Source organism: Nesterenkonia xinjiangensis (assembly GCF_013410745.1).
GTDB lineage: Bacteria > Actinomycetota > Actinomycetes > Actinomycetales > Micrococcaceae > Nesterenkonia > Nesterenkonia xinjiangensis.
Genome location: NZ_JACCFY010000001.1, coordinates 1,044,788 through 1,071,726 on the forward strand (window position 1 = coordinate 1,044,788; position 26,939 = coordinate 1,071,726).

Sequence of the window (26,939 nt, forward strand, 5' to 3'; positions counted from 1 at the left end):
ACCCGCAGCCCTGCACACGACAGGAATGGCGTGCGAGACTCATGTCTCCTGCAGTACTGAGCCATGACTCACACGTCTGGGCCTCAGATTTAGGGATTCCGAAGGATCGTCACAGTGACCACACGCCTGCCGGAGCACCGAAGGAAGGGCAACAATGGTGGGGTGAGCACCGACGACGGCGCCCCGCGCCCTCCAGACCAGCCTGGGACTCCCCCTCCCGAGCCGTCCTCCCGGCAGATCCGCCGGTGGCGGAGGCATCTGGCCGATGAGATCGCCGAGGGGAAGCTCTACGCCGACCTCGCCCGGCGCAAGGGCGGCGAGGATCGGCAGATCCTGCTCGGCCTCGCCGAGGCCGAGAAGCGGCATCAGGAGCATTGGCGCCAGCTGCTCGGTCCGCACGCTGAGCGCCTTCCCTCCCCCTCGTTCCACCGGGTGCTGCTGGGCTGGATGGCCCGCGTCTTCGGACCGGTCTTCATCCTGGCCCTGGCTCAGCGCGCCGAGGGCGACTCCCCCTACGCCAAGGACTCCGACGCCACCGCCGGCATGGCCGCCGACGAGGCCATCCATGAGGAGGTCGTCCGTGGGCTGGCCACGCGCGGCCGGGAGAAGCTCTCCGGCGGCTTCCGCGCAGCGGTCTTCGGCGCCAACGACGGCCTGGTCTCCAACCTGGCGCTCATCATGGGAATGGGTGGCACAGGCGTCGGCTCCACCGTCATCCTGGTCACCGGCATCGCCGGGCTGCTCTCCGGGGCGCTGTCGATGGCGGCCGGCGAATACGTCTCGGTGCGCAGCCAACGTGAGCTGCTGGCCGCCACCCGACCCACGCAGGTGACCCTGAAGGCCGCCCCCGACCTCGACGTCGACCAGAACGAGCTGGTGCTGGTCTACCGGGCACGCGGGCTCAGCCAGCAGGACGCCGAGCACCGCGCCGAAGAGCGACTCGGGGTCTTCGACTGCGACTGCAACCCCTCCAAGTCTTGGCAGCCTGTGAAGGAGGACGCCCAGGACGACCATGAAGTGGTGGGCGGCGCCGGCACGGCCGCGCTGTCCAGCTTCGGCTGCTTCGCCGCCGGGGCACTGATCCCGGTGCTCCCGTACCTGCTGGGCATGACCGGGCTCGCCGCCATCGTGACCTCGCTGTCCCTGGTGGGAGTGGCGCTGCTGTGCACCGGCGCCGTCGTCGGCCTACTCTCGGGGGCCTCCCCGCTGATGCGCGGCCTGCGCCAGCTGGGCATCGGCATGGGTGCGGCGGCGATCACCTACGCGCTGGGTTCGCTGTTCGGCGTCGTGCTGGACTGACCTCCGGTCGGTTGCCGGCCGATCGGTGAGGGTCACTCGGCCCGGCCCTCTTGACCTGCCGACGGCGGCGCAGCGCAGGATGAGGGTCATGCCCTCCACACCTCACCGGACAGCCCATCCGCCCGAGCCCCACGCCCCGCTCCGCGCCGTGCTGCAGTGCCGCACCTGCGGCGTCGAACGCCCGCCGGAGGACCGCCCTCCGGAGTGTCCGATCTGCGCCGACGAGCGCCAGCACGTGCCGGTCCGCGGCCAGGAGTGGACCTCGCCCCGGGAGTCCCAGGAGGCGGGGGCGCGTCTGGAGCTGATCGACCGGGAGCCCGGAGTGCACGGCCTGGTGCTGCACGACGGGCCCGGCATCGGGCAGGTGACCAGCATCGTGGCCACCCGCATCGGTAATGTGATGATCGAGCCGCCTGCGTACATCGACGACGACGCCGTCGACGCCGTCGCCTCGGTGGGCGGGCTCGCCGCCATCCTCGCCTCACATCCGCACATGTACGGGGTGCAGTCGCTGTGGGCCGAGGCCTTCGGGGAGGTGGATGTGTACATCTCCGCGGCAGATGAGCAGTGGCTGGCGCTGCGCCCTCCACGGACGGTGGTCTGGGAGGACCGCGTGCAGATCGCCGAGGACATGGTGGCCACGCAGATCGGCGGGCACTTCGTCGGCAGCATGGTGGCCCAATGGCGGGCTCCGGACGGGCGCGGCGTGCTGTTCACCGGGGACGCGATCTTCCCCGTCGCGGACCAGGGCTGGGTGACGTTCATGCGCTCCTACCCGAACATGATCCCGCTCTCGCCCGCGGTGGTGCGCCGGCTCGCCGACCACGTGGCTCAGCACGACTACGACCGGCTCTACGGCAACTTCGCCCGGCACATCACCGCCGATGCCGCCGCCGCGGTGGAACGCTCGGCCCAGCGCTACATCGCCTGGGTCAGCGGAGCCCGTGACGAGGAGACCTGAGGCTGCGCTCCTCGGCCCCGCGCCTGACAGGTGCATGGCCGCGGCCATCACACCTGTCCCCTGGGGTGGCGCACGGAGGTAGAATCCGAGCAACCGAGGAGGACTTCTCCCGTGCAGCGGAAAGTGGTGCGACATGTTCGATCACGCAGACGACGAACCGGTCCTGGTGCTCTCGGAGGATGAGAGCTGGAGGCTTCTGGAGAACACGCAGCACGGGCGGCTCGTCACGGTGGTGGCCGGGCGCGCTGACATCTTTCCGGTCAACCACGCGGTCCAGGAACGGACCCTGGTGCTGAGGACAGCTCCGGGGACCAAGCTCGCCGAGATGGCGGTGAATGAGGAGGTCCTGTTCGAGTCCGACGGGATCCTCTCGGATCAGGCCTGGTCCGTCGTGCTCCGTGGACATGCTCAGCGGCTCGAGACGGATAAGGAACGGGAGGCCGTGCAGTCGCTGGGCCTGCGTTCATGGGTTCCGACCCTCAAGGAGAACTACGTGAGGATCACCCCCACCCACATCAGCGGACGCCACTTCCGATTCGGTCTCCAGCCGGAACGAGAGCTGGGCGAGGGCTCAGAGACCGGCTGAGCCTCCGACACCTGGGCTCGGAGACACGACGAGGCCCGCACCCCCGACGTTCGGGGTGCGGGCCTCGTCGTGGAGAACCGGCAGGATCAGAGCGCGGACGGCTCCACTGCGACCGGGTAGACCTCACGCAGCAGGTGCGCGGTCTCCGAAGGGGTCTTGCCGACCTTCACGCCGGCGGCCTCGAGGGCCTCCTTCTTGGCCTCCGCGGTGCCGGAGGAGCCGGAGACGATGGCGCCGGCATGGCCCATGGTCTTGCCCTCCGGAGCGGTGAAGCCGGCCACGTAGCCGACCACCGGCTTGGTGACGTTGGCCTTGATGTACTCGGCCGCGCGCTCCTCGGCGTCGCCGCCGATCTCACCGATCATCACGATCGCCTTGGTCTCCGGGTCGTTCTCGAAGGCCTCCAGCGCGTCGATGTGCGTGGTGCCGATGACCGGGTCACCACCGATGCCGATGGAGGTGGAGAAGCCCAGGTCACGCAGCTCGTACATCATCTGGTAGGTCAGGGTCCCGGACTTCGAGACCAGCCCGACGCCACCCTTGCCGGTGATGTTGGCAGGGGTGATGCCGGCCAGCGACTCGCCCGGAGTGATGATGCCGGGGCAGTTCGGGCCCAGGATCCGCGTCACGGGCCTGCCGTCGTCGCCGGTCTTGGTCAGCGAGTAGTTGTAGAACTCTGCGGAGTCCTGGACCGGGATGCCCTCGGTGATGACCACCAGAAGGCCGATGCCGGCGTCGATGGCCTCCACCGCGGCGTCCTTGGCGAACTTCGGGGGCACGAAGACCACCGAGACGTCGGCGCCGGTCTTCTCCATGGCCTCGGAGACGGAGCCGAAGACGGGCAGCTCGATCTCGGAGCCGTGCTGGTCCTCGTGGGTGACGGTGGTGCCGGCCTTGCGGGCGTTGACACCGCCGACGATGGTCGTCCCGGCCTGCAGCATGCGGGCCGTGTGCTTGGAGCCCTCGCCGCCGGTGATGCCCTGGACGATGACTTTGGAGTCCTTGTTCAGAAAGATAGACATGCTCGAGCCTCAGTCCTTACTTGTTCGCCAGTTCGGCGGCCTTGTCGGCGCCTTCGTCCATGGAGGTGGCCAGGGTGACCAGCGGGTGGTCGGCCTCGCGCAGGATGCGCCGGCCCTCCTCCACGCTGTTGCCGTCCAGGCGGACCACCAGCGGCTTGGTGGCGGCGTCGCCGAGGATCTCCAGGGCCTTGACGATGCCGTTGGCGACGGCGTCGCAGGCGGTGATGCCGCCGAAGACGTTGACGAACACTGACTTGACCTGGTCGTCGCCGAGGATGACGTCGAGGCCGTTGGCCATCACCTCGGCGGAGGCGCCGCCTCCGATGTCCAGGAAGTTGGCGGGCTTCACGCCGTCATGGGCCTCACCGGCGTAGGCGACGACGTCGAGGGTGGACATGACCAGACCGGCACCGTTGCCGATGATCCCCACCTCGCCGTCGAGCTTGACGTAGTTGAGGTCGTTGGCCTTGGCCTTGGCCTCCAGCGGGTCCTCCGCCTGCTCGTCGACGAGCTCGGAGTGGCCCGGCTGACGGAACTCGGCGTTCTCGTCCACGGTGACCTTGCCGTCCAGGGCGATGATCCGGCCCTCACCGGTCTTCACCAGCGGGTTGACCTCCACCAGGGTGGCGTCCTCTGCGGCGAATGCGGTCCACAGCTGCTGGAACACGTCTGCCAGGGCGGGGACCTGCTCGGCGCCGAAGCCGGCCTGCTCGGCGATCTCGGTGGCCTTGGCCGTGTCGATGCCGGTGTTCGGGTCGAAGTTCACCCGCGCCAGTGCCTCGGGCCGCTCCTCGGCGAGCTGCTCGATCTCGACGCCGCCCTCCTTGGAGCACATGGCCAGGTAGTCACGGTTGGCGCGGTCCAGAAGGATGGAGAAGTAGTACTCCTCCGCGATGTCGGCACCCTGGGCGATCATCACCCGGTGCACGGTGTGCCCCTTGATGTCCATGCCCAGGATCGCCTTGGCGTGCTCGTGGGCCTCGTCGGCGTTCTTGGCGAGCTTCACGCCGCCGGCCTTGCCACGGCCTCCGACCTTGACCTGAGCCTTGACGACGACGACGCCGCCGATCTGCTCAGCGGCCGCCTTCGCTTCTTCCGGGGTGTGCGCCACGATCCCAGCCAGCACGGGAACTCCGTGTGCCTCGAACAGATCGCGCGCCTGGTACTCATACAGGTCCACGGGTGGTGTCCTTCTGCGTCGAAGTCGGTTCTGACAACCTCAGCCCGAAGTCAACAGCGGGACCCGCCGGCAGGGGGCTGAGCGGCCACGCTGCACACCTGGCGCAGCGCTGAGCCTGAAGGCTAGTCGGCCTTCTCCAGGGGAGCATATCGCAGGAGCAGACGCTTCTCGCTTCCTGCGAAGCTGACCTTCGCCACAGTCTTGTCTCCCACACCCTCCACGGCGAGGACCTCGCCGCTGCCAAACTTCTGGTGGGAGACCTTGTCACCGGGGGCGAGGTCCGGGATCCTCCGACTAGGATCCACCTGGCGGGGCGCGACGCCGCCGGCCGCCCCGGGCAGCGAAGATGACGTCTTGTCGCTGCTCGCCGACCCGTAGACGGTCGGCGCGGAGCGTCCGCCGCGGCCGGCCCCGGCGCCTCGTGATCCGCCGGAGCTCGGGCCGGTGCCGAAGCGGGGAGCACCGTAGTGGTGGCCGCCCAGCCCGCCGGAGAAGCCGCCCAGCCCTCCTGACGATGCGGCATCGATATGAAGCAGGTCCTCCGGGATCTCCCCGAGGAACTGGCTGGGCGGGTTGTACTGGTGCTGGCCCCACAGGTGGCGGGACTCCGCACGGGTCAGGTAGAGCCGACGTCGGGCGCGGGTGAGGCCCACATAGGCCAGGCGGCGCTCCTCGGCCAGCTGTTCGCCGTCCGAGATGGAGCGGGCGTGGGGGAAGATCCCGTGCTCCATCCCTGTGAGAAACACCACAGGAAATTCCAGGCCCTTGGCCGTGTGCAGCGTCATCAGAGTGACCTGCCCCTGTTCGCGGGCGAGCCGCTCCGACTCGGCATCGCCGGCCGAGGGGACGGAGTCGGCGTCGGCGACCAGCGAGACCTGCTCCAGGAAGTCCGCCAAGGTGCCACCCTCGGTGGAGGCCTCATACTCCTTGACCACCGCGACGAGCTCGCCGAGGTTGTCCGCCCGAGATTCGTCCTGCAGGTCCTTGGACTGGCGCAGCGCCTCCAGCATGCCGGTCTGCTCCAACACCGCCTCCAGCACCACCGAGGGCTTCTCCGAATCCCTCAGGGAGGCGAGGTCGTCCATCATCCGCACGAAGGAGGCGATCGCCTTCAGCGAGCGGGTCGCCATGGCGGGAGCCTCCTCGGCCCGGCGCAGGGCCTCGAAGAACGTGGTGCGGTCCCGCTGGGCGAGCGCGGCTGCGGCCCCCTCCGCCCGGTCCCCGATGCCCCGCTTGGGCTCGTTGAGGATGCGGCGCAGGTTGACGTCGTCGTCGGGGTTGTTGATGACATGCAGGTAGGCCAGTGCGTCCTTGATCTCCTTGCGGTCATAGAACCGCGTGCCTCCGACCACCCGATAGGGGATTCCGCGGCTGATGAGCCGCTCCTCCAGGGAGCGGGACTGGGCGTTGGTGCGGTAGAAGACCGCCACGTCGGCGGGACGGATGCCCTCACGGTCGCCGAGACCGTCGATGGTGCGGGCGATCCACTCGGCCTCGTCGGACTCCGAGGGCGCCACATGCAGCGTGACCGGCTCCCCCTCACCCTCTTCCGTCCAGAGTTTCTTCTCCGTGCGGCCCGAGTTCTGCGAGATCACCGCATTGGCAGCGTCGAGGATCGTCTGGGTGGAGCGGTAGTTCTGCTCCAGCTTGATGGTGGTGGCGTCCGGGTAGTCGCGCTCGAACTCGATGATGTTGCGGATGTCCGCACCACGGAACGCGTAGATCGACTGGTCGGAGTCGCCCACGACGGTCAGCTCGGCCCCCTGGGTCTCGACGCCGTCGCCCGGGGCGCCGGTCAGCTGGCGGACGAGCCGGTACTGAGCATGGTTGGTGTCCTGGTACTCGTCGACGAGCACATGGCGGAAGCGCCTCCGATAGCCGTCGAGGATGCCGGGGAAGGCGTCGAACATGTAGACCGTCTCGGCCAGGAGGTCGTCGAAGTCGTAGGCGCTGGCCTGACGCAGCCGTGCGGTGTAGTCCCGGTACACGCTGGCCACTGCCTCGGAGAACGGCTCGTTGGGGGCCGTGGAGCTGAACTCCTCGGCATCGACCAGCTCGTTCTTCAGCGCGGAGATCTTGTTCTTGATGGCCCGCGGGGCGAAGCGCTTGGGGTCCAGATCGTGCAGCTTGGCGATGGTGGTGATCAGCCGCAGCGAATCGGCGGCGTCATAGATGGTGAAGCTGGACTTCCGACCCAGGTTCGCGGCCTCGGCGCGCAGGATCCGCACGCAGGAGGAGTGGAAGGTGGAGATCCACATGCGCTCCGCGGCCGGACCGACGAGCTCGACCACCCGTTCCTTCATCTCTCGGGCGGCCTTGTTTGTGAAGGTGATGGCCAGGATCTCGTGCGGCCGGGCGGCACCGGTCTGGAGCAGATGGGCGATGCGCCGGGTGAGCACCCGTGTCTTGCCGGAACCGGCACCGGCGACGATCAGCAGCGGCGCGCCGGAGTGCAGCACCGCCTGCCGCTGCTCGGCGTTCAGCCCCGCGGCGGGGTCTGCCGCGGGGGCGGCGACGGCGACGCCGGCCGGGGCGCCGTCGTCGGCGGCGGCCTTCTTGGCACGGGCGGTCTCGGACGGGCGCTCAGCTGGCGGGGTGAAGAGGAACTCCATGGTCCCTCAAGTCTAAGCGCGGCCGGTGACCCGAGTCCCGCAGGGGGCCAGCGGCGCTCTGCAACAATGGGGACCACATGCGGCCATCCCTCGTGCCCGCGGACGACCACTCCGCTGATGACCGCGCCATGACCCTCGAGGAGGACGATGTCCAGACGACGGAAGGCTCCGCGCGGCAATCCCGCGGCGAGCTCCGAGTCGACGTCCGGCGGTTCCGACGCAGACCGGAGAAGCCGACCCCGCCCCCGTCTGATCGGCGGTGGCAGGATCCTCGCCGAGGCGAACCCCCGCGCCGGGGACGACCCGAAGTCCAATCCGAAGCTGCTGGTCTACGCGCTGCTGGGCACCACCGTCTTCCTCTTCTGCTACCTGCATCTGCTCGCGCTGCCGCAGATGACCCAGTTCACCGGCGGATTCTCGATGCCGGACTCGCTGCTGACCGGCTATGACGTCTCCGACATCGAACGGCTGCGCTCGGTGATGGATGAGGATGCCCTCGGACAGCTGAACTTCGTCCACAAGACCGCCGGGATCCTGTTCCCGGTCTCCTTCTTCCTCACCGCCTGGGCGGTGGTGGGCCTGATGATGCGCGAAGGCGTGGTGCGCTGGCTGCTGCTGGCCGCCGCGGGACTGTTCACAGCCATGGATATCACCGAGAACTTCCTGATCGACCAGATCCTCTCCGCCGAGACCGTGGACGCCGGCACGGTGAACACTTCCTCTGCGCTAACCGTGAGCAGCTGGCTGCTCTTCGCCGTGGTGGGCTCCCTGCTGATCATCGCGGTGATCATGGCCATGGTGAGACGCTCCGTGGAACGGACCGCCCGGCCGCTGTGAAACCGGTAGGATGGTCGGGTCCCAGCCTCCGTAGCTCAGGGGATAGAGCACCGCTCTCCTAAAGCGGGTGTCGCAGGTTCGAATCCTGCCGGGGGCACCAGTTGGTCCTTGTTCAAACCTGCGGCGTTCGTGGTTTGAACTCCACTCTGATCTCCACCAGCCTGCTTCCGACGCAGCGCGGTGGACTGGACCTCGGGGTTGAACAGGATGTCGAAGGGCTCACCGGCCTCACCGTCCACGGCATCGGCCTCTGTGAGGTGGAGCCTGTCGAAGAACGCCTGGGTGGGGATGCGGCGCAGCGAGTCATAGATGCTCATGTCGATCGCGTGACAGTCACCAACCAGAGCCAGGAAGTCCTCCAGACGGGCCTGGGCCTGCTTGCAGTAGTCCTCCACCGCACGCTTCACATCCGGGATGTACACGGCCTTCTGCTCGCAGTTGGTGCGCTTGGGGTGCCGCCCGGCACACCTGACGTACGGGCAGATCACGCCCTGGCGGATCTTGGCTTTGATCATGACCAGCAGGGACCCGCACTGGCCGCAGTACAGACTGCCTGTGAGGTAGTGGTCATGGACCTGGGCCTTCTCTCCCGAGGCCTGAGGCGAAGCTGAGCCCATCGACCACCGAAGCGACCGCACCTGGGGTTGCCACGGTAAGGGCTTGCTGACGCCGGGGGTCATTGTGCAGGGACGTTCTTCTTGTGTGCTGCCATCCGGGCGCTGATGATCAGTAGCAGTCCGATGAGGGTGAGGCCTGCTCCGCTGATGGTGGGGCTGTGCAGCCCGTAGTCGGCGGCGATGGCTACTCCGGCGAGGCTGACGCCGATGGTGTTGCCGAGGTTGAAGGCGGCGATGTTGGTTGCCGAGGCCAGGGTGGCTGCCCCTTTGGCATGCCGCATCACCCGAGCTTGAAGGCCGGGTACGGTGGCGAAACCGACCAGCCCGAGAAGGGTCAACATGATCGCAGCGAACACTGGGAACGCAGCGGCTGCCCCTAGGCCGAGGATCACGGCGGGCAACAGTATCGAGAGGATCAGTACGGCGTTGTCGGCGTTCTTATCGGCTGCCCACCCACCGACGATGTTCCCGGCGAAGAGCCCTACGCCGAAGAGCACCAGCAGCCAGGGAACTGCCGAAGCGGAGTAGCCGGTGACTTCTCGCAACAGGGGCTCGATGTACGTGAAGACTCCGAACATGCCGCCGAAGACCATCGCGGTGGTCACAAGCGACATCAACACTTGGGGTCGTGCCAGGGTGCGGAACTGTTGGCCGAGCGGCAGCTGGTTCTGTTCCGGTTGAGTCTTCGGCACCAGGGTGACCAGTCCGGCCAATGCGAGGACACCGATTGCGGAGATGATCCAGAACACCGAGCGCCAGCCCAGTTGTTGTCCGACGAAGGCACCAGCCGGGACACCCAGGACGTTGGCGATCGTCAGTCCGGCGAACAGCGCCGCGACCGCAGACGCTCTCCTGTGCTCGGGCACCAGGGCGGCGGCTATCACGGCACCGATGCCGAAGTATCCGCCGTGAGCCAGAGCGGCGATGATGCGCCCGGCGAACATCACCTCGTAGTTCGGCGCCCAGGCCGAGAGGGTATTGCCGACGATGAAGAATGTCAGCAACAACACGAGCGCGTATTTCGGGGCTCGCTTCATCAGAAACGGGGTGATCGCCAAAGCACCGGGGACCACTGCCAAGGCGTAGCCGCCAACGAGGTGGCCTGCTTGGCTGATGGAGACATCCAGGTCGGTGGAGACTTCGGTCAGCAGCCCGGCAATGACAAACTCGGTCAGCCCGATGCCGAACCCGCCGACGCTCAGAGCTAGCAGGGCCAGCATTGTCCTTCTTTGGCTGCCCTGGGTGGCAGCCGGGGCTACAGGTGAGGCAGTGGAGCTGGTGGTGTTTGTACTGGTGGTGTTTGTTGATGTCACAACTTCCACTGTCAGGCTCATCGCCAGCAGCAGCCATCCCTCTGTTGTGCCTACCCCTGCCAGGGGCACCCTCCGCCGGTGACATCCCCGCCACAGTCTTGGGAGAATGGAGGGCATGACCCTCCAGTACGCTCACCGGGAGAGTGCCGGCTCGGAGGCACCGAATCCTCTGGCCGATTTTCTGCGGGCTCATCGTGCCCGGATCACTCCCGTGCAGGCAGGAATCCCCTCCTACGGCACCACCCGGAGGGTCCCGGGGCTGCGTCGGGAAGAACTGGCTCAGCTGGCCGGGGTGTCGGTGAATTACTACACCCGTCTGGAACAGGGGGAGGCCAAGAACCCCTCCGAGGGAATCATCACGTCGCTTGCACGAGCCCTTGATCTTGATGAGGATGCCACCAGCTACCTGCACAGCATCGCTGGTACCACGCCGCCCACACACGGCACAGTCGATCCGGGTGCCTCGGAAGCCGGAATGAGCTTCACCTTCGAGCGTCTGGTCGAGTACATGCCCGGCACGGCTGCGATCACGCTCTCGGCCACCAACGATGTGCTCTCCTGCAACCACCTGGCCCACCAACTGTTTTTCGCTCACATGGGACAAGAGGACCGTGATGAACTCGGTGCTCGGTGGAACACCCATCGATTGCTGTTCACAGATCCCTACACTCGGGACCTCTATCGTCACTGGCACGAAGAGGCCGCTCTCGCTGTCGCGTCACTGCGATTCCATGCAGCCTCAGCACCCGACGACGCCGCCGTCCAGGCCTTGGTGGGGGAACTCTGTGTGACCAGCAGCGAGTTCGCCCGCCTATGGGCCGAACACCCTGTACGTCGGTGCACACGAGGCACCAAGCACCTCATCCACCCTGGGCACGGGGACCTGGACCTGGAGTATCAAGTCCTCCATGCCCCCGGCGGAGACGGTCGCCGGATTCTGATCCACACCACCACACCGGGAAGTCCCGCAGCAGATGCCCTTCACGTGCTGAGCTAGCACACATAAGTAACCCACCCGCCAACCATCCCCGCCAAGCTCCTAGCACTGGCGTGATGGGAAGAACCATGCGGTGAAATCAGCCAAGACAGCCCTTAGAACTTCTGAAGTCTCAGGAGGCTGCGGTGTCGAGTAGCCAGTGGTGACGCACACGAGTGGCACGTTCATACCCGGCCAGGAGGCCTGCGATCACCACAGCGGTGTTAGCCCATGCCGAAAGTCTCATCGGTGATCTGAAAGTCCCCACGCGCTCAGCCACAGGTGGAATCTCGGTGAGAACCTCCACACCTTGGAGGGCGCTCAAACTCAGAGCCACGAGCAACACCACCACCGACAGCAGCGCAAGAAGCCTGCTGACCGTAGGGAACATTTCACCGAGCCGGGCACGCCGGCCTTCTTGGCTGCGCCGGTCAGGCTGCAGCAGCTGCTCGGTGCCATCGTCGGTCACATAGTGCATCCGCCGGACGCCGAACTCGGTGGTTGCCACATGGATGACACCACCGGGGACGGTGAACATCGTGGGTACATTCGAGCGTGCGATCTGTAGACCGTCGCGGTAAAGGGAGGCAGGAGGCTTGCCTTTGCCGGCTTCATGGTCAGCTTTGGACTTCGAGTCTGTCAGCAGCCGGACATCCACCGCGTACACGTGACTGTGTCCGGTGTCGTCAGCCAAGCGGATATAGAACAGCGAGCGGCTGAAAAGCTGCCAGGGGCGGAAACGCCGGAGGTGGCTTCCATCTCCTGTGCGGACCTTGTTCATCTGCCAGCGGCGTCGGAGGTTTCTGATCACCAGATCAGTAGAAGGTGTGCCCTTGGGGCAGGGTCAACTATCCATGAAATGCTCTAGCTGAGCAGGTCATCGGAAGGTTCGGAGGTGAAGAATCAGTGCCGTGGAGCACCAGGCAACTTGCTGAGCTTGCCGGAGTGACGGTGAAAGCCGTTCGACACTACCATCGACTCGGTCTGCTGGATGAGCCGACTCGTTCGCTCAATGGGTACAAGCACTACGACGGCGCGGACCTGGTGAGTCTGCTGCAAATTCGCAAGATGATCGAGCGTGGCTTCAGCCTCAGCCAGATCGCCGACATGGACGACGACTCACGCCATCAGGACAGCATCCGGGACATGGACTCCCACCTCGGTGCCGAGATCGAACGTCTGACGGGGCTGCGTGAAGAACTGTCTGCGCTCCTTGAACACGGCTCAACTCCGGAGACCCCAGCAGGCTTCGTGACTGTCTCGCAGGGGCTCTCCGAGAATCAGCGGAAACTGCTGGTGGTCTACGAACGGTTCTTCAGCGCCGAAGTAGTCAACAGCCTGGAACGTATGCTGCTGGACCGCACTGAAGAAGAACGCCAGATCGATGACGACTTCGATCAACTGCCCGAAAACAGCGACGGCGCCGAGATCGATCACCTCGCCCAGCGGATGGTTCCCATGATCCAGCGCCTGCGAAGAGATCACGCTTGGCCAGATGACCCCCTAGAGGACTCACCGCATGGGGCTGGGACGGCAGGCTACGCTCTGGCCCACACGCTAGTGAAGGTTTACCACACGGCCCAGATCAGAGTCTTGCAACAAGTAGACGCGATTCTTCAAGACCAACCCTGGTCGAGTTCACCAGCTGACTGACCTCGGACGGGCTGATGCGTGTTGCCCTAGAGGTCAACGACGGCTAACCGACCCAGCCAGAGCCTCAGCTGCGGACTGTGCTCGGCCAGCTGTGCGCGCAGCCCTTCCGCGGAGCACGGTTCCGGGGAAAACCGCTGGCAGCTCGGCCCGTCCATGATGTTGGCTGCTGCGGTAGAGCTGGGCCACGTAGTTTCCCTCGTCGCTGCTCGAGTCAAAGTAATCCACGACGACGGCGTACTTCTCGGCCTCCAGACGGCCCTTGGCGGTCTCTACCGCCGACGCCGCCTGTTGGTCATAGCCAGTCGCGCTCCCGGGCATAGCGGGCAGCATCGTGCCTGGACTTGGACTGGGTCTTCTGCATCGCCGCAGAGAGGTAGTTGCGTACAGTTCCCTCCGCCAAGTGAATCCGGCCGGAAATGTCCGCCACAGAGTATCCCTGGGAGGTCTCTCGGAGCACATCGATCTCACGGTCGGTGAGCGGGCAGTCGTCGACGACGGCGAGTGCGGACACATCCGGGTCGATCCAGCGCCTGCCCTGATTCAGAGCCGAAATGACCTCTGCGATGTGGGCGGGTTCGGCCGCCTTACTGATGAAGCCACGCACACCCAGTTTCAGCGCGCGGCGGAGGACCCCGGGGCGGGCATGCCGGGTGAGCATCAAGACAGTCTGCTCCGGGCGGCGGTGCTGGAGCTCGGCGAGGGCGTCGAGGCCATCGGTGCCTGGCATCTCTAGATCGATCACCAAGAGATCAGGCTCATGCCGGATCACAGCCTCGACGGCGGCTGCTCCGTCCTCTGCCTCGGCCACGACGGTGATGTCGCCCTCTAGAGGCAGGAGGGATGAGAGCGCCTTGCGGAGCAGGGCCTCGTCATCGGCCAGGACGATTCTGATGGGGCGCTGGGCCGAGGTGGGTCGGTCGGCGTTGCTCATCGGGCGGTCTCCTGGGGGAAGTACGCCGCTGTCGAGAATCTTGAGCCGCGGCGGTTTACCTGGAGCTCTCCGCCGTTGTCCGCGATCCGCTGTTTGAGGGTATTCAGACCTCGAAGCTGTGACTGGGCCAAGGCCTCGGTACCGGAAGCCCCGCCGGGAGCAGAACCGCACTCTCCAGAGGCGGGGCGGGCGCCGTCGTTGATCACGGTGATGCTCGTCCAACAGAGCTCGATCTCCACCCGGGTGGCCTGGGCGTGTCTCAGGATGTTGGTGGTGGTCTCGCGCAGGACCTGGCCGAACAGCGCCCCGTACGGGCTGTCGTCCGGCGCCTCCTCCTCATCCTCGCGGCGGATCTGAACCTCGATGCTGGCGGCTTCGAAGAGATTCTTGGTGTTCTCAAGCTCGGAGGCCAGGTTCAGCCGGCGCTGGGCGTAGGCGAGCTCCTTGGTCTGGGTGATGGTGTCGGCGACCAGCTCGTGGACCTCCCGCAGTTCCCGGGCAGCGCGGCCGGCCTGGTATTCCATCAGCTTCTCGGCCAGTGCCACCTTCAGCTTCACGACGTGCAGGGTGTGCCCCTGGATGTCATGCAGCTCGCTGGCAAAGCGGACCCGTTCGCGCATGATACCCAGCTCCGCCTCTGCCGTCCGGGCCTGCTCCAGCTCATGGAGGATCACCCAATAGCGGTCCGAGTAGAGCATCATCGCAGTCACGAACACGGCGATGACGCCCGGGACCACGGAGAACTCCAGGAGATCCAGCTCCGGGTTCCGCCAGACGGCGGCCGCCCCGATCACAGCCGTCAGCAGGCCAAAGCCGACCGTCCCGACGGCGCGGTGCCGCGGCAGCCGTGGGACCGTCATTGATCCCACGAGGGCCAGCGGGAAGAACGCCATCGAAGTTCCGAACACGACGGCGCCGATCCCCCATACGGTGACGCAGACGATCAGCGCCGCCGTCCCGAAGCGCGGGTACCCCGAACGGCCCCACTGGGTCATCACGCAGACCGAGGCCACGAAGGCCACTCCGACGACAGCGGCCTCCCACCAGTTCTGTGCCTGCACAGCGATCAGGATGATCCCCACAGGCAGGATGCTGACCATGGTGGTCACCACCGTGGTGCGGTGCATCCGGCGGTAGCTGGCTTCCGCGTCATAGGGGCGGAGCTGGGTGGGATTCATCGTTGACGAGCCTAGCCCCAGGGGTAGACCTCCAGAAGTGACACTGCGTCATATCCACCCGTGACACGGTGGCACTGCCCGACGCGCGTCTGGGGCGGAAGAGTGAGGGACCGTACTGATCAAGCCCTACCTCCCGGAGCAGCAATGACACAGAACAGCACAACTATCGGGTTTCTCGACATCCTCCCGCAGCCGGTCGTTGATTTCATGACCGAGGTCGTGGAGTGGATGGTTGAAACCGCAGCCGGCGCCGAGACCTGGCAGCAGACCCTGGTGATGCTTGCCGGTGGCGCCATCCCCTTTCTGGAGTCCTACGTGACTAGCTTCGTCGGTGTGCTGGTGGGAATGCCCGCGCCGCTGGCAGTCAGTGCAGCCGTCGTCGGGAACGTGGTGTGCACGCTGGTACTGACCTTCCTCACCGGTGGGGCGCGTTCAATGGCAACCCGCGGCAAAGAGGCTCAGCCCAGCAAACGACGCCAGCGTGTGGCGAAGTACATGGACCGGCTCGGCGTGCCCGGAGTCTGCCTGGCCACCCCGCTGGTACTTCCGACTATGTTCACCGCACCCATCCTGGTCGGCATGGGCGCCAAGGTGCAGAGCGTGATCCTCTGGATGACGGTCTCCATCATCGCCTGGGGCGTGCTCTTCGGCTTCTTCGGCGACTGGGTCTCCGGCTGGTTCATGTAGCCCGGCCTCTTCCCGGACATGCCATGAGGTCCCGTCAAAAGCCCAGTTCTCCAGCGGCCGCTTCATGAGCGAAAACTCCTCGCCCAACAGTGCCTCAGCATGTCCTCCTGAGCCTGACACCGGGTGAAGCTCGCATATTCGAAGCTCATGCCCCGGGGGTGCTGACGATCACCGCACCGCCAACCCAACTGTCACCACCTCATTGCTCACGTCTTGCGAGGAGGCTGATGCGCCAAGTCGATTGGAGGCCTCGTTCCTTCTCACCATCAAAGCTCGGAGCGAGACATGCCTCTGAGAGAGCAGACCGTCTCTCCGTGCGCACTCACAGCGGAACGAACGGCATCCTGACCTGTTTCACCCTCGACAGCGGCGTACCCAGCGGCCAGTTCCTTGCGATGTGCGGTACTCAATCCGGATTGGGGCCCACGCGAATATCTCGCCACCGGAACCCGCTCATCGTGGTGCCGGGTCGCCTGGACCCGAAACCAACACCCCGCCGACCTCTGAGGACACTCCGGATCAGCACTTTCGCCGGTCTGCGGGAGGCTTGAGAAGTGTCCACGAAGGTGCACCAGATCGTCGTGGCACCGACCCACGACTCTCGTATCATCGGAACTGACCACGCGACTCGGCGTGCAGGTAAAGACAGCCCGATGCCGGCATGGCCGCGATGAGCGCACCGCCCTATGCCAGGGAGCACCCGCATGACCCACATCGTCCCCACCGTACGCCGGTTCACCACCGATGCAGATGACCGCAGCGTGCCCTTGGGAGACCGCCGGATCTGGATCACTCCTGCCGTCGAGGCCTCCGAGGGCGGCCCCCTCAGTGCCTACAGCGCGCACTTCGGCCGGAGCGAACGGGCTGAGCTGTCCGCCCCGTACGAGGAGGTATGGGTCGTTCTGCGTGGTGAGCTTCGCGTGACCGGTGGCTCCTCCGAGCTGCTGGTCCATGCCGGGGAGTTCCTCCACGTGCCTGAGGACTCACCTGGTCAGGTGGAGGCGATGGTCGACACCGACCTGGTCTGCGTGTCGGTGCCGGCCCACTGAGGCGATCCGGTCGATACCGCCGCCGTTCAGGTGAGCGCCCACTGTCGGGCGGTGGGGTGACACCAGTCGATGAAGGGAGTGGACGTGTCAGATGCCATCTTGTTCGTCCACACGATGAAGGTTCCGGCTGCCGAGATGCATGACTTCACGAGGGCGTTGCAGAGCGCCGTGGAATTCGTGGAGGCCAACGGGCCGCACCTGATGGTCGAGGCCTACGTGGATGAGTCACGAGAGCGTGCCTACAGCTTTCAGCTCTACCCGGACTCAGCATCCATCAGAGCTCACTGGGAGATGTCGGACCCCTACATCCGTGACGTGATGAAGCATGCCAGCGTCGAGCGGCTGGACATCTACGGGCACCCCGACGACTCGGTGATGCAGCACATCCGGGAGCTCTCCGCGGCAGGTGTCGAGGTGTCGGTGACGCCCAACCTCACAGGTTTTCACCGGCTGGCTCCGCCTGCGCCCGACTAAGTCCGCCTGCGGGGCTCCCCCGCCGCAGCGCTGCTGCTGTCCGTCGAGACAGCCGGACGTGGGGACCTGAGGAGCCGCTGTGCTCCTGGCCCACCAGCTCCGAGGACGTCATCCGGGTTGGAGTACGGACATGACTCCAGGGACAGACAGCCACAGCCGATGCAGTTCGAGAACCGGTCACGCAGCGCGGTCAGGTGCTCGATCCTGTCATTGAGATCATCGCGCCATTCCCGCGAGATGCGCGACCAGTCCTTCTTGGTCGGAAGCCCCTGCTCAGGAAGCTTGTCCAGGGCCTCCTTGATGCGGTCCAACGAGATCCCGACCCGCTGTGAGGCCCGGATGAAGGCGAGAACCCTGAGCGTCTCTCGGCGATACTCACGCCGATTGCCCCCGGTCCGCCGGCTGCGGATCAGCCCCAGCGACTCGTAGTAGTGCAGCGCCGAGACTGCTACCCCGGCGCGCGCCGCCACCTGACCAGGCTTGAGCCAGATGATGTCCTCGTGCACCTGGGGCATCGACACCCTCCCGAGTAGACCCTTGACATCAAGTTCACTTGACGTAGTCGACTGTACATCGAGCGACAACAGCGACGACAGGAGCGGACTGTGATCGAGATCGATGTGTGGATGGACGTGCGGTGCCCGTGGTGCTGGATCGGGCTGCGCCGTCTGGAGCGGGCCCGAGCCATGGTTTCTGAACCGTTCCGCGTGCATCGCCGGAGCTTCCTCCTGGAGCCCCAGGGACCAGCGAGCCCCGGCCGGCCCACCTCTGAGGTCGCGACGGCCCAGTGGGGCATGAGTCCCGTGCAATGGGGTGCGAAGAGTCGTCTCATCCGCTCTGCAGGCCTCCAGGAGGGCCTTCGCCTAGATGTCGACGGGGCCCTGATGTTCGACTCGGCTGCTCTGCATCGGCTGCTCAAGCTCGCCGCCGAGGAGTTACATGAGGACACCGGAGCCCTGTGGGAGTCCGCATTCGCTGCGCAGTTCGTGCATCTCGAGGATCTGGGCGATCCGAAGGTGCTGCGGGCGTTGGCGTCCCAGTGGGGCCTGGATGAGGCTGCGGCACGGAGCGCGCTGGCAGAGGGTCGCTACGCCGACGAGGTGGCCCGCGACATCGAGGAGGCCCGACGCGTCTCCGTCACATCCATTCCGACGCTGAACGCCTCCGACGGTCGGCGCCTCTCGGGGAGCGCCTCAGTGCAGACGATGGCTCGTCTCCTCGGCCCCGGCGGGTGGGACCGATGAACGCGACCATGCGAGCCGCAGCCATCGACGCCTTCGGACCGCCCGAAAGGCTGCAGGTGCGTGAGCTCCCTCGCCCGGTCATGGCTGATGACGACGTGCTGGTGCGCGTACGCGCCGCCGGAGTGCAGCTGACCGATGCCGCCGTCCGCGCCGGGTGGACACCACCTGGCGCCGTGATCCGCCTGCCCCAGATCCTCGGGAACGAATTCTCCGGGACAGTCGAAGAGGTCGGCGAGGGTGTGACGAGGTTCCGACCTGGTGACGAGGTGCTGGGATTCAGGCTCCTGGGCTGCTACGCGGAATATGTGGCGGTCCCAGAGTCGCAGGTGGTCATGAAGCCCCGCACGGTGGGCTGGCACGCCGCAGGTGCGCTCTCGGCGTCCGGTCAGACCGCACACACCGCCTTCGAAGACCTCGCAGTGGAAAGAGGAGACGTGGTTCTCGTGCATGGTGCCGCAGGTGGAGTCGGCACGGTCTTCACCCAGCTGGCCGTGCAGGCTGGGGCGACCGTCGTCGGGACCGCGAGCCAGGAGAACCACGACTATCTCAGATCCCTGGGCGCCATTCCGGTGGCCTACGGGCCGGGACAGAGGGACAGGATCCGCTCCCACCTGCCCCGAGCGGACGCCGCCTTCGATGCCGCCGGACATCAGAACCTGCGCGACGCCGTGCACTTCGTCGCGGATCGCCAGCGGATCGCCACTATCGTCGACATGCCGCTCGCACAGGAGCTGGGTTGCCGCATCGTGAGAAGCCGCCGCTCCGCGCGTCGGCTGGCTGACCTCGTCGACCGGCTGGACAGGGGTGTGCTACGCATCCACGTCCGTCGCAGGTACCCGCTCGATGCTGTCGCGGACGCCCACAGGGATGTCGAGTCCGGGCACGGACGCGGCAAGGTCCTCCTCGACATCAGTGAGGAGGCGTGAACTCAGGACCGAGCCCGATCCACGGACGCCTGTGGACGTCGACGACGTGGCCCTTCATCGCCAGTGTGCTGGCGCTGATGACCTTCATCGCGTTCGAGTCCTTCGCCATCACCACCGTGCTGCCGGTCGCGATGGCCGAACTCGGCGGTCCACAGTGGTATGCCCTCGCATACTCCTCCACCATCACGGCGGCCCTGGTGGGCATGATCATCGGTGGTGACTGGTGCGACCGGGCAGGCCCGCACCGGCCCCTCCTGATGGGCGGAGCTCTGTTTCTCTGCGGACTCGCCCTGTGCGTGATGGCTCCCGACGCCGGGACCTTCATCCTCGGGCGCATCCTCCAAGGACTGGGCGGCGGGATCGACTCGGTCGTCCTCTACGTGCTGATCGCCCGCCACATACCCGAAGCTGCCCGCCCTCGGATGTTCGGCCTGCTGACGGCTGCCTGGATCGTCCCTTCGATGGCAGGGCCCACGATCGCGGGGGCCCTCACGGAGCTGACGACGTGGCGAACGGTCTTCGGCCTCATCCTGGCAGGGGCCACGATCGCCCTGGCCTGCCTGCTCCGGACGACGCGGCAGGCTCCGCGCACCGCCCGGGTCCCGCCGCAGGCCGTGTTCGGCCGCAGAGCCGCTCTGTCGTTCGTGGCGGCGTCCCTCCTCATCGTCCTTCACCTCGGCGCGCAGCTCGATCCTCCGAGATCGATCCCGGTGGTGCTGGGTGCGCTGGTCGGACTCGGTGTCGTCGCGCAGAAGATCCTGCCCGCAGGGACGCTGCTGCTCCAGGGCGAACCGCAGCGCCTCATCGCCCTGAGAGCCGTCCTGGGAGCGACGGTCACCACCACGGATCTGTACCTGACCCTCTACCTCCAGACGGAACGCGGGCACCCGCCCACCATCGCCGGACTCGTGATCTCCGTCGGAGCGCTCGGCTGGGCCGGCGGCGCATGGCTGCAGGGACGATTCTCCAGCCGACATGCCGTCCATCGACGGTTGATCGCCTTCGCGACGCCGCTCATCTCAGCGGGCCCCGCCACCGCGCTGCTCCACACAGCCCACGTGCTCCCCCTGTGGACGGTCATCGCAGGGTGCCTCGCCATGGGCACCGGCATGGGGATCGTCTACCCGAGACTGTCCAGCTCCACCCTCTCCCTGACGGACGCCGAGCAGCACGGCACGTACAGTTCAGCGCTGCAGGTGGGTGAAGGGCTCACTGTGGGGGCGGCCACTGCGCTGACAGCGGTCATCCTGGCTTCCTCCCTCGCGTCCAGCACGTCCTTCACCTTGGTGTACGCAGTCCTCCTGACCCTTTCGCTGGGCGCCATCCTCATCGCAGCACCGGGCCGCCTGCCCGCCCGTGGGTGACCCGTCCGGCATTCCGTGTGCCACAGGCCAACCGGCGGTAGTGTCACAGGATGTCCCTGGATCTGACGACCCTGAAGACCCTGCGTGCCGTGATGGAGCAGGGCTCCTTCGCCGCCGCCGGCCGCGACCTGGGCTACACCTCATCCGCGGTGTCGCAACAGATGGCTGGGCTTGAGAGGAGTCTCGGCCTGGAGCTCTTCCATCGGGAACCGCGGCGGATCGTTCCCACCGGGGCGGCAGAGTATCTCTACGAGCATGCAGCTGAGGTCTTCCGCCTGATCGATCAGCTCCAGGTCGATGTCGAACGCTGGTCAGCAGGTCAGGAGGGGAGGCTGCGGGTCGGCACCTACGCCTCCGCCGGCGGGCCGATCGTGGCGCAGGCGATCACACGGTTCCTCGTCCGCCGTCGGAAGGTGCAGATCTCACTGGACGAAGGCGAGCCCTACGAACTGTTCCCCCGCGTGGAGAGCGGAGAACTCGACGTCGCCCTGGGCTTCCAGTACGACCTGGTGCCGAAGCAGTGGTCCTCCGCCGTGGAGCTGACGGAGATCGGCGTCGAGGAGCTTCACCTGATCGCACCTCGTCATCACCGACTGGCCAGCCGTGACGCTGTGGACCTCGCGGAGCTGCGGCTCGAACGCTGGGTGACTCACACGAAGGAGACCGCGGCCAGCGACTGCCTCACGTCCTTCTGCGGAAAGGCAGGTTTCACCCCAGACGTCACCTTCCGCAGCAACAACATGGATACGATCCGAGGCATCGTGGCAGAAGGGCTCGGAGTGGCGCTCATTCCGGCGCTCGCCCATGTCGACCGCGAGAGGACCATCGCCCTTCCCCTCACCGAACAGCTGCCCCGTCGGCAGATCATGGCCGCCACCAGACTGGGACAGCGCACGCCGCTCGCCAGCTCCTTCCTCGATGCCGTGGCACACGCCGTAGACACCTCGATGCCGCGATCACCGCGAAGCTCGCCTCCGGGTCCCTGAACCGACCCGACTCGGGACGAGCATAAGGATCAGTGTCGCTGAGAGTATCCAGGTCTTATCACAACCCCCTCCCCCTGCCGATGGGCCGCTCCTAGGCTGTGGACTCATCACCGCACGAGGGCCAGACAGTCTGGTCCTCACCGAGGCGCAGGGAGTCACAGATGTCTGGGAACACTGAAGCACCCACAGTGCTGGCCTTCACCCTCTATTTCGTGGTCGTCCTGATCATCGGCGTATGGGCGTACCGCAAGAACTCCGAGATGAGTGACTTCGCCATCGGGGGACGCAGACTGGGCACCTTCGTCACGGCCGTCAGCGCCAAGGCGAGCGACTCCAGCCAATGGGTCTTCCTCGGGCTGCCCGGAGCGTTCTATGTCAGCGGGATGAGCAACATCTGGATGATCCTGGGGCTCACGCTGGGCTTCTACCTGAGCTGGCGGCTGCTGGCCGCCCGCCTGCGTGACTACTCCGCTCGCTGCTATGACTGGCGCCGGGGCCAAGGGACCGAGTCGGTCACAGTACCCGGATTCTTCGCCAACCGATTCCACAGTGAGCTTCTACGATCCGTCTCTGCGCTGATCGTGATTATCTTCTACGTGATCTACCTCGGCTCCGCCTTCCTGGCGACCGGGATGATCTTCAACCAGGTCTTCGGTGTCTCCACCACGGTCGGTGTCATCGTCGGTGCGCTCGTCGTCATGGTCTACTCCTCGCTCGGCGGCTTCCTGGCCAGCAGCTACACCGACGTCCTCCAGGGCTGCCTGATGTTCGGCAGCCTGGCCATCATCTCTGTGGCCGCGGTCGTCCATGCCGGCGGTCCCGGCGCGATCGTCGAAGCTGTCCAGGCAGAGAACCCGAGCATCGGCTCGGCCTTCGCCGAGGTCAGCCTCGTCGACGGTGAGTGGCTGACGGAATCGTCATTCACGGTGGTCGCGGCGGTGTCCGGCCTGGCGTGGGCCTTCGGCTACTTCGGCCTCCCCCACATCCTGGCTCGCTTCATGGGCATGCGGTCGAGCAAATCCGCCAAGAACGGCGCCCGGCTCGGGGTCTTCCTGTCCCTGACCCTGCTGGGCTTCGCCGCCATCATCGGGTTCTCAGCCATCGCCATCTTCGGGGGAGACCTCGACGGTCCGGAGAACGCCTACATGGAGCTGGTCTCCGGACTGCTGCCCACGTGGATCGCCGGAGTCTTCCTGGCAGGCGTGGTCGCCGCAGTGATGAGCACGGCCGACTCGCAGCTGGTGGTCGCCTCCACCACGCTCACCGAAGACTTCTACCGGGCGTTCATCAACAAAGAGGCGTCCGACAGGTCCCTGGTGTGGCTGAGTCGGGCTGCCGTGGGGCTCAGCACGGTGATCGGCGTGGCCATCGCTCTCCAGGGCGGGACGATCCTGGATCTTGTCGGCTACGCCTGGGCCGGGTTCGGTGCGGCCTTCGGGCCCGTCCTGCTCGCCGCGCTGTACTCACGCCGGACCACCTGGTTCGGAGCCCTGTGCGGCATGGTCGGCGGTGGCCTGACCGTGGTCGTCTACCGCCAGATCGACACCATCGGCCTCTATGAGCTGGTGCCTGGTTTCCTCGTCGGCGTCCTGGCCCTGTGGCTGGGCAACACGCTGGGGCCCAGGCCCGGCGACGCCATGCAGCGCAGCTTCGACCAGCTCAGCCAGAACTCCCCGGTCACGATCGGCTCCTCCCCCAGCGCGACGACGACGTCGAGCTGACCATTGCCAGCGCCACCTGTTCTGCGGCGCACCAGCTCCACCGGCAGAAGAATCCACCACCAGAAGAATCCACCACCACGAGACGGAGTGATGAACCCCATGGGCCAGGTAGACCTTGAGATCACTGACGGATGCGCCGTCGTGACTCTGAACAACCCGACGGCGCTCAACGCCTGGAGCCGCAGCATGCAGCAACGGGTCGGGGAGCTGATGGCCGAACTGGATGCAGACGACGACGTCAAGGGGATCGTCCTCACCGGCGCCGGTGACCGTGCCTTCTGCTCCGGTCAGGACCTGAACGAGCTGGAGACCTTCACCACCGACCACGTCGAAGGGTGGCTCGACACGTTCTACCGCGTCTACAACGCCGTACTGGGCACCTCGAAGCCGGTGGTCGCCGCGCTCAACGGCGTCACCGCGGGCTCCGGCTACCAGTTGGCTCTGCTCTGCGATCTGCGCATCGCCCACTCCGGGGTCCGCATCGGCCAGCCGGAGGTGAAGTCAGGCATCCCCAGCATCACCGGGATGTACCTGACCTGGCAGTCGCTGGGCCACAGCAAGACCACCGAGCTGATGCTGACCGGCAGGTTGATGTCAGCGGAGGAGGCCCACCAGCTGGGACTGATCGCAGAGATCCTGCCCCAGGATGAGGTCCTCACCCGCAGCAAGCAGCTGGTCGACGAGCTCGCGCGCCTTCCGAAGCAGGCTTTCCGGCTCACGAAGCAGCGGGTCCACGCCACGTTGATGCCGGGGCTGAAGGAGGCCTTCGACGCCGCCCTGGCCTCGGACAGGAAGGCCTACGACGACGGAGAACCTCAGGCGACCGCCGGCGCGTTCCTCTCCCGCGGGCAGGAGACGCGCGAGGGCAGGGGGTCCGGCAGCTGATGGATGCACCGATGCACCAGACGGTGGACGCCCAGCGATTCGTCCATGGGCCCGCGATCCCCGAGCAGCTGCGCCGTCGCGCCGCCACCGACCCCGACCAGGTCTACGCCGTAGAGGGCGAGAAGATCATCACCTTGGCCGAGCTGGACCTCCTCGTGGACAGCATCACCGAGCTGCTGGAGACGCTCGAGGTGGATCCAGGATCCCGGGTGGGGGTGGGACTGTCGACGACGGTCCAGCACGCGGCGACCATCCTGGCGCTGTTCCGACGCGGTGCCCTGTGGGTGCCGGTCAATCCGCAGCTGAAGGGCTTGACCCTCGCCCACCAGATGGACGATGCCCAGGTCACCCACATGGTGCTGGAGGCAGACAGCGACTTCGCCCGCCGTGTGGCCGAGACGGCGTCGATCGCCAGGGATCTCGACTTGGGCGGTGGTGCCGTCCTGTGGCAGCTGCCTCGTGAGGATCCTCCTGAGCTGCTGCCCGACGCGGAGCTGCTGATGTACACCTCGGGCACCACGGGCCCGCCCAAGGGGGTCAAGGTCAGCGCGACCATGCTGCGGGCGTGCGTCCTGGGAACCATGCACGTCACGGAGGTCCGCCGCGGTGATGTGCTGTACCTCTGGGAGCCCCTGTTCCATATCGGCGGGGCGCAGACCATGCTGCTTCCGCTCTACGCCGAGGTCCACCTGGTGTTCGCGCCGCGGTTCAGCGCCTCACGGTTCTGGTCAGACGTGACGCACCATGGCGTGACCCATGTGCACTACCTGGGCGGAGTGCTCCAGATTCTGCTGCAGCTCCCCGTCTCTGCGGAGGAGCAGCACCATGGCGTGCGTGTCGCCTGGGGGGCGGGTGCCGCGCCAGCGCTGTGGCAGGCGGCACAGGAACGCTTCGGGTTCGCCCTGCACGAGTGCTACGGCAGCACCGAGACGTCCAGCATCGTCACCGTCAACAAGAACGCGCCGGCAGGAGGGGTGGGGATTCCCCTGCCGTGGTTCGAGGTGGACCTGCTCTCCTCCTCCGCGAACGGCGGCGGTCAGGGCGAGGTCACGGTCCGGAGCCGCATCCCCGGTCTCATCACCAGCGGGTACCTGAACCGTCCCGAGGCGACGTCGAGATCCTGCACCGCCGACGGTTGGTTCGTCACCGGAGACCTGGGACATCTCGATGACCGAGGGCAGCTGCATTTCGACGGGCGAACCAGCGACGCCGTGCGCATCCGTGGAGAAAACGTCTCCACCTGGCAGGTGGAGAACGTCTTCTCGCAGCACCCTGGGGTGGACCGATGTGCCGTCATCGGTGTGGAAGCCGAGATCGGTGAGCAGGAGATGCTGCTGTTCCTCGAACCCGCCGACGTCGCGGCCTGCGATCCTCGTGAGGTGCTCGACTGGGGCGCCCAACATCTGGCCAGATTCCAGCTGCCCCGCTACGTGCGAGTGATCGACCAGATGCCGCTCACACCGAGCCAGAGAGTCTCCAAGCATCAGCTGCCTCGAGGGCTCGAAGACGCCCTGGAGCCCTGAGGTGATTCGCCCGGCGACGAGGCCGGTTCCTCCGCCTCCGGTTCGCTCCAGTTCACCGGGCCCCGCCACAGGAAACCGGCGACAGTGGTCGCCGCGCAGAACGCCACGACCGCCGTGGCGATCGTGAAGATCGCTTCGTCGTCGACGTGGACGGTCGCATAGCGCGGGGAGAGGAACAGCTGCATCGTCACCTGGAAGGCCAGGTGGAATCCGATCGGGCCCCACACCGAACCGGACATCACCCGCAGCAGCCCCACCACGACAGCCATCGAGAAGAACAGCACCGACCGTTCGAGGAACACTCCCCAACCGGCGGAGATCACCCACAGGGCGGTGCCGAAGAACGAGAACAGCAGAGCCTGGACGATGGCAGCCACCCAGGGCGCCACCGCGTCCGCCAGATTCCTGTAGATATAGCCTCGGAAGATGAGCTCCTCGGGGAGAGCCTCATAGACGAACACCAGCAGGACCAGCAGCAGCACCGCGCCCACCAGCTCCCCCGGCGTCGCCTCGACCCGGATCTCCATCCAGCCCAGGAGGACCACCGCTGCCAGTCCGATCCCGGCCGGCAGCACCCAGGTGAGGGCGCCACGCAGCATGTCCTTCAGGGCTCCGCCACCCCCGGACAGGCCGAGGGACGAGAGCGGGCGCCTATCCACCTGCCGGCAGAGGATCAGGACCATCGGCACGGCCAGCAGCGTCACTCCCACCGCGTTGGACACATGCCGACCCAGCGACTCCTGTCCCCACCAGAGACCCGTCAGCTGAGTCACGGCGACCCAGATGACGAGACAGCCGAGGACGGCCAGCGCCAGCCTCGCCGCAAGGGGCAGACGAGGAGATTCCCGTTTCGAGACCTGCGCCGAGTCGCTCATGACGCCCACGTTAGGCGGACGGCGCGACGCACGCAGGTGC

Annotated in this window: 25 protein-coding genes, 1 tRNA gene and 1 pseudogene; 17 read left to right on the forward strand and 10 right to left on the reverse strand. The window is 66.4% G+C overall.

Annotated elements, in window-relative coordinates:
- Positions 1-162 precede the first annotated feature (162 nt).
- The 3 genes from HNR09_RS04870 (at position 163) to HNR09_RS04880 (ending at position 2,846) form a co-directional block, all read left to right on the forward strand.
- The gene (locus HNR09_RS04870) at positions 163-1,299 is read left to right on the forward strand and encodes a VIT1/CCC1 transporter family protein (RefSeq protein ID WP_179543018.1); all 1,137 of its coding nucleotides are present in this window, start codon (positions 163-165) and stop codon (positions 1,297-1,299) included.
- An 88-nt stretch (positions 1,300-1,387) separates the two neighbouring features.
- The gene (locus tag HNR09_RS04875) at positions 1,388-2,260 is read left to right on the forward strand and encodes an MBL fold metallo-hydrolase (protein ID WP_179541024.1); all 873 of its coding nucleotides are present in this window, start codon (positions 1,388-1,390) and stop codon (positions 2,258-2,260) included.
- A gap of 133 nt (positions 2,261-2,393) precedes the next feature.
- Positions 2,394-2,846 (forward strand): pyridoxamine 5'-phosphate oxidase family protein, encoded by a 453-nt coding sequence (locus HNR09_RS04880; protein WP_179541025.1) that lies wholly within the window; start codon positions 2,394-2,396, stop codon positions 2,844-2,846.
- An 86-nt stretch (positions 2,847-2,932) separates the two neighbouring features.
- On the opposite strand, the gene sucD is transcribed toward HNR09_RS04880, so the two are convergent.
- From sucD to HNR09_RS04895, 3 genes are all read right to left on the reverse strand, one after another.
- Complete coding sequence (sucD, locus tag HNR09_RS04885) at positions 2,933-3,868, reverse strand: succinate--CoA ligase subunit alpha (RefSeq protein ID WP_179541026.1); 936 nt, start codon at positions 3,866-3,868, stop codon at positions 2,933-2,935.
- Between the two features lie 16 nt (positions 3,869-3,884).
- A complete protein-coding gene (gene sucC, locus HNR09_RS04890) occupies positions 3,885-5,048 on the reverse strand; it encodes an ADP-forming succinate--CoA ligase subunit beta (RefSeq protein ID WP_179541027.1) in 1,164 nt (387 codons plus the stop codon).
- Between the two features lie 122 nt (positions 5,049-5,170).
- Positions 5,171-7,660: a UvrD-helicase domain-containing protein gene (locus HNR09_RS04895; RefSeq protein WP_179541028.1), complete on the reverse strand. Its 2,490-nt coding sequence runs from the start codon at positions 7,658-7,660 to the stop codon at positions 5,171-5,173.
- A 147-nt stretch (positions 7,661-7,807) separates the two neighbouring features.
- Here HNR09_RS04895 and HNR09_RS04900 point away from each other — a divergent pair, with 147 nt between their 5' ends.
- Both HNR09_RS04900 and HNR09_RS04905 read left to right on the forward strand, forming a co-directional pair.
- Entirely contained in the window at positions 7,808-8,497 is a 690-nt protein-coding gene (locus HNR09_RS04900; protein WP_179541029.1) for a hypothetical protein, read from the forward strand.
- Positions 8,498-8,521: 24 nt separating this feature from the next.
- Positions 8,522-8,597 (forward strand) — tRNA-Arg (locus HNR09_RS04905).
- Between the two features lie 340 nt (positions 8,598-8,937).
- Here the strand turns inward: HNR09_RS04905 and HNR09_RS16570 are convergent.
- Positions 8,938-9,177 (reverse strand): annotated as a pseudogene (locus HNR09_RS16570) (recombinase family protein); the annotation flags it as partial.
- Complete coding sequence (locus HNR09_RS04915) at positions 9,174-10,448, reverse strand: MFS transporter (protein WP_246348726.1); 1,275 nt, start codon at positions 10,446-10,448, stop codon at positions 9,174-9,176. The pseudogene HNR09_RS16570 and the gene HNR09_RS04915, both read right to left, overlap by 4 nt.
- A 94-nt stretch (positions 10,449-10,542) precedes the next feature.
- Here HNR09_RS04915 and HNR09_RS04920 point away from each other — a divergent pair, with 94 nt between their 5' ends.
- A complete protein-coding gene (locus tag HNR09_RS04920; protein WP_179541031.1) occupies positions 10,543-11,424 on the forward strand; it encodes a helix-turn-helix transcriptional regulator in 882 nt (293 codons plus the stop codon).
- 112 nt (positions 11,425-11,536) lie between these two features.
- Here the strand turns inward: HNR09_RS04920 and HNR09_RS04925 are convergent, their stop codons facing one another.
- Positions 11,537-12,214 (reverse strand): hypothetical protein, encoded by a 678-nt coding sequence (locus tag HNR09_RS04925; RefSeq protein WP_343047451.1) that lies wholly within the window; start codon positions 12,212-12,214, stop codon positions 11,537-11,539.
- A gap of 95 nt (positions 12,215-12,309) precedes the next feature.
- On the opposite strand from HNR09_RS04925, the gene HNR09_RS04930 reads away from it, so the two are divergent.
- Positions 12,310-13,056, forward strand: coding sequence for a MerR family transcriptional regulator (locus HNR09_RS04930; RefSeq protein WP_179541032.1), 747 nt, complete (start codon positions 12,310-12,312; stop codon positions 13,054-13,056).
- 292 nt (positions 13,057-13,348) lie between these two features.
- On the opposite strand, the gene HNR09_RS04935 is transcribed toward HNR09_RS04930, so the two are convergent.
- Both HNR09_RS04935 and HNR09_RS04940 read right to left on the reverse strand, forming a co-directional pair.
- Positions 13,349-13,987, reverse strand: coding sequence for a response regulator transcription factor (locus HNR09_RS04935; RefSeq protein WP_179541033.1), 639 nt, complete (start codon positions 13,985-13,987; stop codon positions 13,349-13,351).
- Positions 13,984-15,165 carry a sensor histidine kinase gene (locus HNR09_RS04940; RefSeq protein WP_179541034.1) on the reverse strand — a complete coding sequence of 394 codons (1,182 nt, stop codon included), beginning with the start codon at positions 15,163-15,165 and terminating at the stop codon, positions 13,984-13,986. Before HNR09_RS04940 ends, HNR09_RS04935 begins: the two co-directional genes overlap by 4 nt.
- 228 nt (positions 15,166-15,393) lie before the next feature.
- Between HNR09_RS04940 and HNR09_RS04945 the strand changes: the two genes are divergently transcribed.
- The 3 genes from HNR09_RS04945 to HNR09_RS04955 all read left to right on the forward strand — a co-directional run bounded on the left by HNR09_RS04945 (position 15,394) and on the right by HNR09_RS04955 (position 17,375).
- Positions 15,394-15,852: a hypothetical protein gene (locus HNR09_RS04945; RefSeq protein ID WP_246348727.1), complete on the forward strand. Its 459-nt coding sequence runs from the start codon at positions 15,394-15,396 to the stop codon at positions 15,850-15,852.
- 704 nt (positions 15,853-16,556) lie between these two features.
- On the forward strand, positions 16,557-16,901 hold the full coding sequence (locus tag HNR09_RS04950; protein WP_246348728.1) for a cupin domain-containing protein: 345 nt from the start codon (positions 16,557-16,559) through the stop codon (positions 16,899-16,901).
- An 84-nt stretch (positions 16,902-16,985) separates the two neighbouring features.
- Entirely contained in the window at positions 16,986-17,375 is a 390-nt protein-coding gene (locus HNR09_RS04955) for a hypothetical protein (RefSeq protein ID WP_218881883.1), read from the forward strand.
- Here HNR09_RS04955 and soxR read toward each other — a convergent pair.
- Positions 17,372-17,890, reverse strand: a complete 519-nt coding sequence (soxR, locus tag HNR09_RS04960) for a redox-sensitive transcriptional activator SoxR (protein ID WP_179541036.1) — start codon at positions 17,888-17,890, stop codon at positions 17,372-17,374. The genes HNR09_RS04955 and soxR overlap by 4 nt on opposite strands.
- A gap of 90 nt (positions 17,891-17,980) precedes the next feature.
- Here soxR and HNR09_RS04965 point away from each other — a divergent pair, with 90 nt between their 5' ends.
- The 7 genes from HNR09_RS04965 to HNR09_RS04995 all read left to right on the forward strand — a co-directional run bounded on the left by HNR09_RS04965 (position 17,981) and on the right by HNR09_RS04995 (position 26,024).
- Entirely contained in the window at positions 17,981-18,619 is a 639-nt protein-coding gene (locus HNR09_RS04965) for a DsbA family protein (protein WP_179541037.1), read from the forward strand.
- Positions 18,616-19,545: an NADP-dependent oxidoreductase gene (locus HNR09_RS04970; RefSeq protein WP_218881884.1), complete on the forward strand. Its 930-nt coding sequence runs from the start codon at positions 18,616-18,618 to the stop codon at positions 19,543-19,545. Before HNR09_RS04965 ends, HNR09_RS04970 begins: the two co-directional genes overlap by 4 nt.
- On the forward strand, positions 19,542-20,909 hold the full coding sequence (locus tag HNR09_RS04975) for an MFS transporter (protein ID WP_218881885.1): 1,368 nt from the start codon (positions 19,542-19,544) through the stop codon (positions 20,907-20,909). Before HNR09_RS04970 ends, HNR09_RS04975 begins: the two co-directional genes overlap by 4 nt.
- A gap of 50 nt (positions 20,910-20,959) precedes the next feature.
- The gene (locus HNR09_RS04980) at positions 20,960-21,895 is read left to right on the forward strand and encodes a LysR family transcriptional regulator (RefSeq protein ID WP_218881886.1); all 936 of its coding nucleotides are present in this window, start codon (positions 20,960-20,962) and stop codon (positions 21,893-21,895) included.
- A 161-nt stretch (positions 21,896-22,056) separates the two neighbouring features.
- The gene (locus tag HNR09_RS04985) at positions 22,057-23,616 is read left to right on the forward strand and encodes a sodium/proline symporter (protein WP_179541038.1); all 1,560 of its coding nucleotides are present in this window, start codon (positions 22,057-22,059) and stop codon (positions 23,614-23,616) included.
- A 99-nt stretch (positions 23,617-23,715) separates the two neighbouring features.
- Positions 23,716-24,501: an enoyl-CoA hydratase/isomerase family protein gene (locus HNR09_RS04990; RefSeq protein ID WP_179543025.1), complete on the forward strand. Its 786-nt coding sequence runs from the start codon at positions 23,716-23,718 to the stop codon at positions 24,499-24,501.
- A gap of 11 nt (positions 24,502-24,512) precedes the next feature.
- Positions 24,513-26,024 (forward strand): class I adenylate-forming enzyme family protein, encoded by a 1,512-nt coding sequence (locus tag HNR09_RS04995; RefSeq protein ID WP_179541039.1) that lies wholly within the window; start codon positions 24,513-24,515, stop codon positions 26,022-26,024.
- Here HNR09_RS04995 and HNR09_RS05000 read toward each other — a convergent pair.
- Positions 25,985-26,899 carry a CPBP family intramembrane glutamic endopeptidase gene (locus HNR09_RS05000; RefSeq protein WP_179541040.1) on the reverse strand — a complete coding sequence of 305 codons (915 nt, stop codon included), beginning with the start codon at positions 26,897-26,899 and terminating at the stop codon, positions 25,985-25,987. The two genes, HNR09_RS04995 and HNR09_RS05000, sit on opposite strands and share 40 nt — an antisense overlap.
- Positions 26,900-26,939 lie beyond the last annotated feature (40 nt).

Bases quoted from the DNA above. Each gene is read 5' to 3' on its own strand.
- HNR09_RS04875 (WP_179541024.1), top strand. From the start codon at position 1,388: ATGCCCTCCACACCTCACCGGACAGCCCATCCGCCCGAGCCCCACGCC.
- HNR09_RS04880 (WP_179541025.1), top strand. From the start codon at position 2,394: ATGTTCGATCACGCAGACGACGAACCGGTCCTGGTGCTCTCGGAGGAT.
- sucD (WP_179541026.1), bottom strand. From the start codon at position 3,868: ATGTCTATCTTTCTGAACAAGGACTCCAAAGTCATCGTCCAGGGCATC.
- HNR09_RS04895 (WP_179541028.1), bottom strand. From the start codon at position 7,660: ATGGAGTTCCTCTTCACCCCGCCAGCTGAGCGCCCGTCCGAGACCGCC.
- HNR09_RS04900 (WP_179541029.1), top strand. From the start codon at position 7,808: ATGTCCAGACGACGGAAGGCTCCGCGCGGCAATCCCGCGGCGAGCTCC.
- HNR09_RS04915 (WP_246348726.1), bottom strand. From the start codon at position 10,448: ATGAGCCTGACAGTGGAAGTTGTGACATCAACAAACACCACCAGTACA.
- HNR09_RS04920 (WP_179541031.1), top strand. From the start codon at position 10,543: ATGACCCTCCAGTACGCTCACCGGGAGAGTGCCGGCTCGGAGGCACCG.
- HNR09_RS04935 (WP_179541033.1), bottom strand. From the start codon at position 13,987: ATGAGCAACGCCGACCGACCCACCTCGGCCCAGCGCCCCATCAGAATC.
- HNR09_RS04940 (WP_179541034.1), bottom strand. From the start codon at position 15,165: ATGAATCCCACCCAGCTCCGCCCCTATGACGCGGAAGCCAGCTACCGC.
- HNR09_RS04945 (WP_246348727.1), top strand. From the start codon at position 15,394: ATGGTTGAAACCGCAGCCGGCGCCGAGACCTGGCAGCAGACCCTGGTG.
- HNR09_RS04950 (WP_246348728.1), top strand. From the start codon at position 16,557: ATGACCCACATCGTCCCCACCGTACGCCGGTTCACCACCGATGCAGAT.
- soxR (WP_179541036.1), bottom strand. From the start codon at position 17,890: ATGCCCCAGGTGCACGAGGACATCATCTGGCTCAAGCCTGGTCAGGTG.
- HNR09_RS04970 (WP_218881884.1), top strand. From the start codon at position 18,616: ATGAACGCGACCATGCGAGCCGCAGCCATCGACGCCTTCGGACCGCCC.
- HNR09_RS04980 (WP_218881886.1), top strand. From the start codon at position 20,960: ATGTCCCTGGATCTGACGACCCTGAAGACCCTGCGTGCCGTGATGGAG.
- HNR09_RS04985 (WP_179541038.1), top strand. From the start codon at position 22,057: ATGTCTGGGAACACTGAAGCACCCACAGTGCTGGCCTTCACCCTCTAT.
- HNR09_RS04990 (WP_179543025.1), top strand. From the start codon at position 23,716: ATGGGCCAGGTAGACCTTGAGATCACTGACGGATGCGCCGTCGTGACT.
- HNR09_RS04995 (WP_179541039.1), top strand. From the start codon at position 24,513: ATGCACCAGACGGTGGACGCCCAGCGATTCGTCCATGGGCCCGCGATC.
- HNR09_RS05000 (WP_179541040.1), bottom strand. From the start codon at position 26,899: ATGAGCGACTCGGCGCAGGTCTCGAAACGGGAATCTCCTCGTCTGCCC.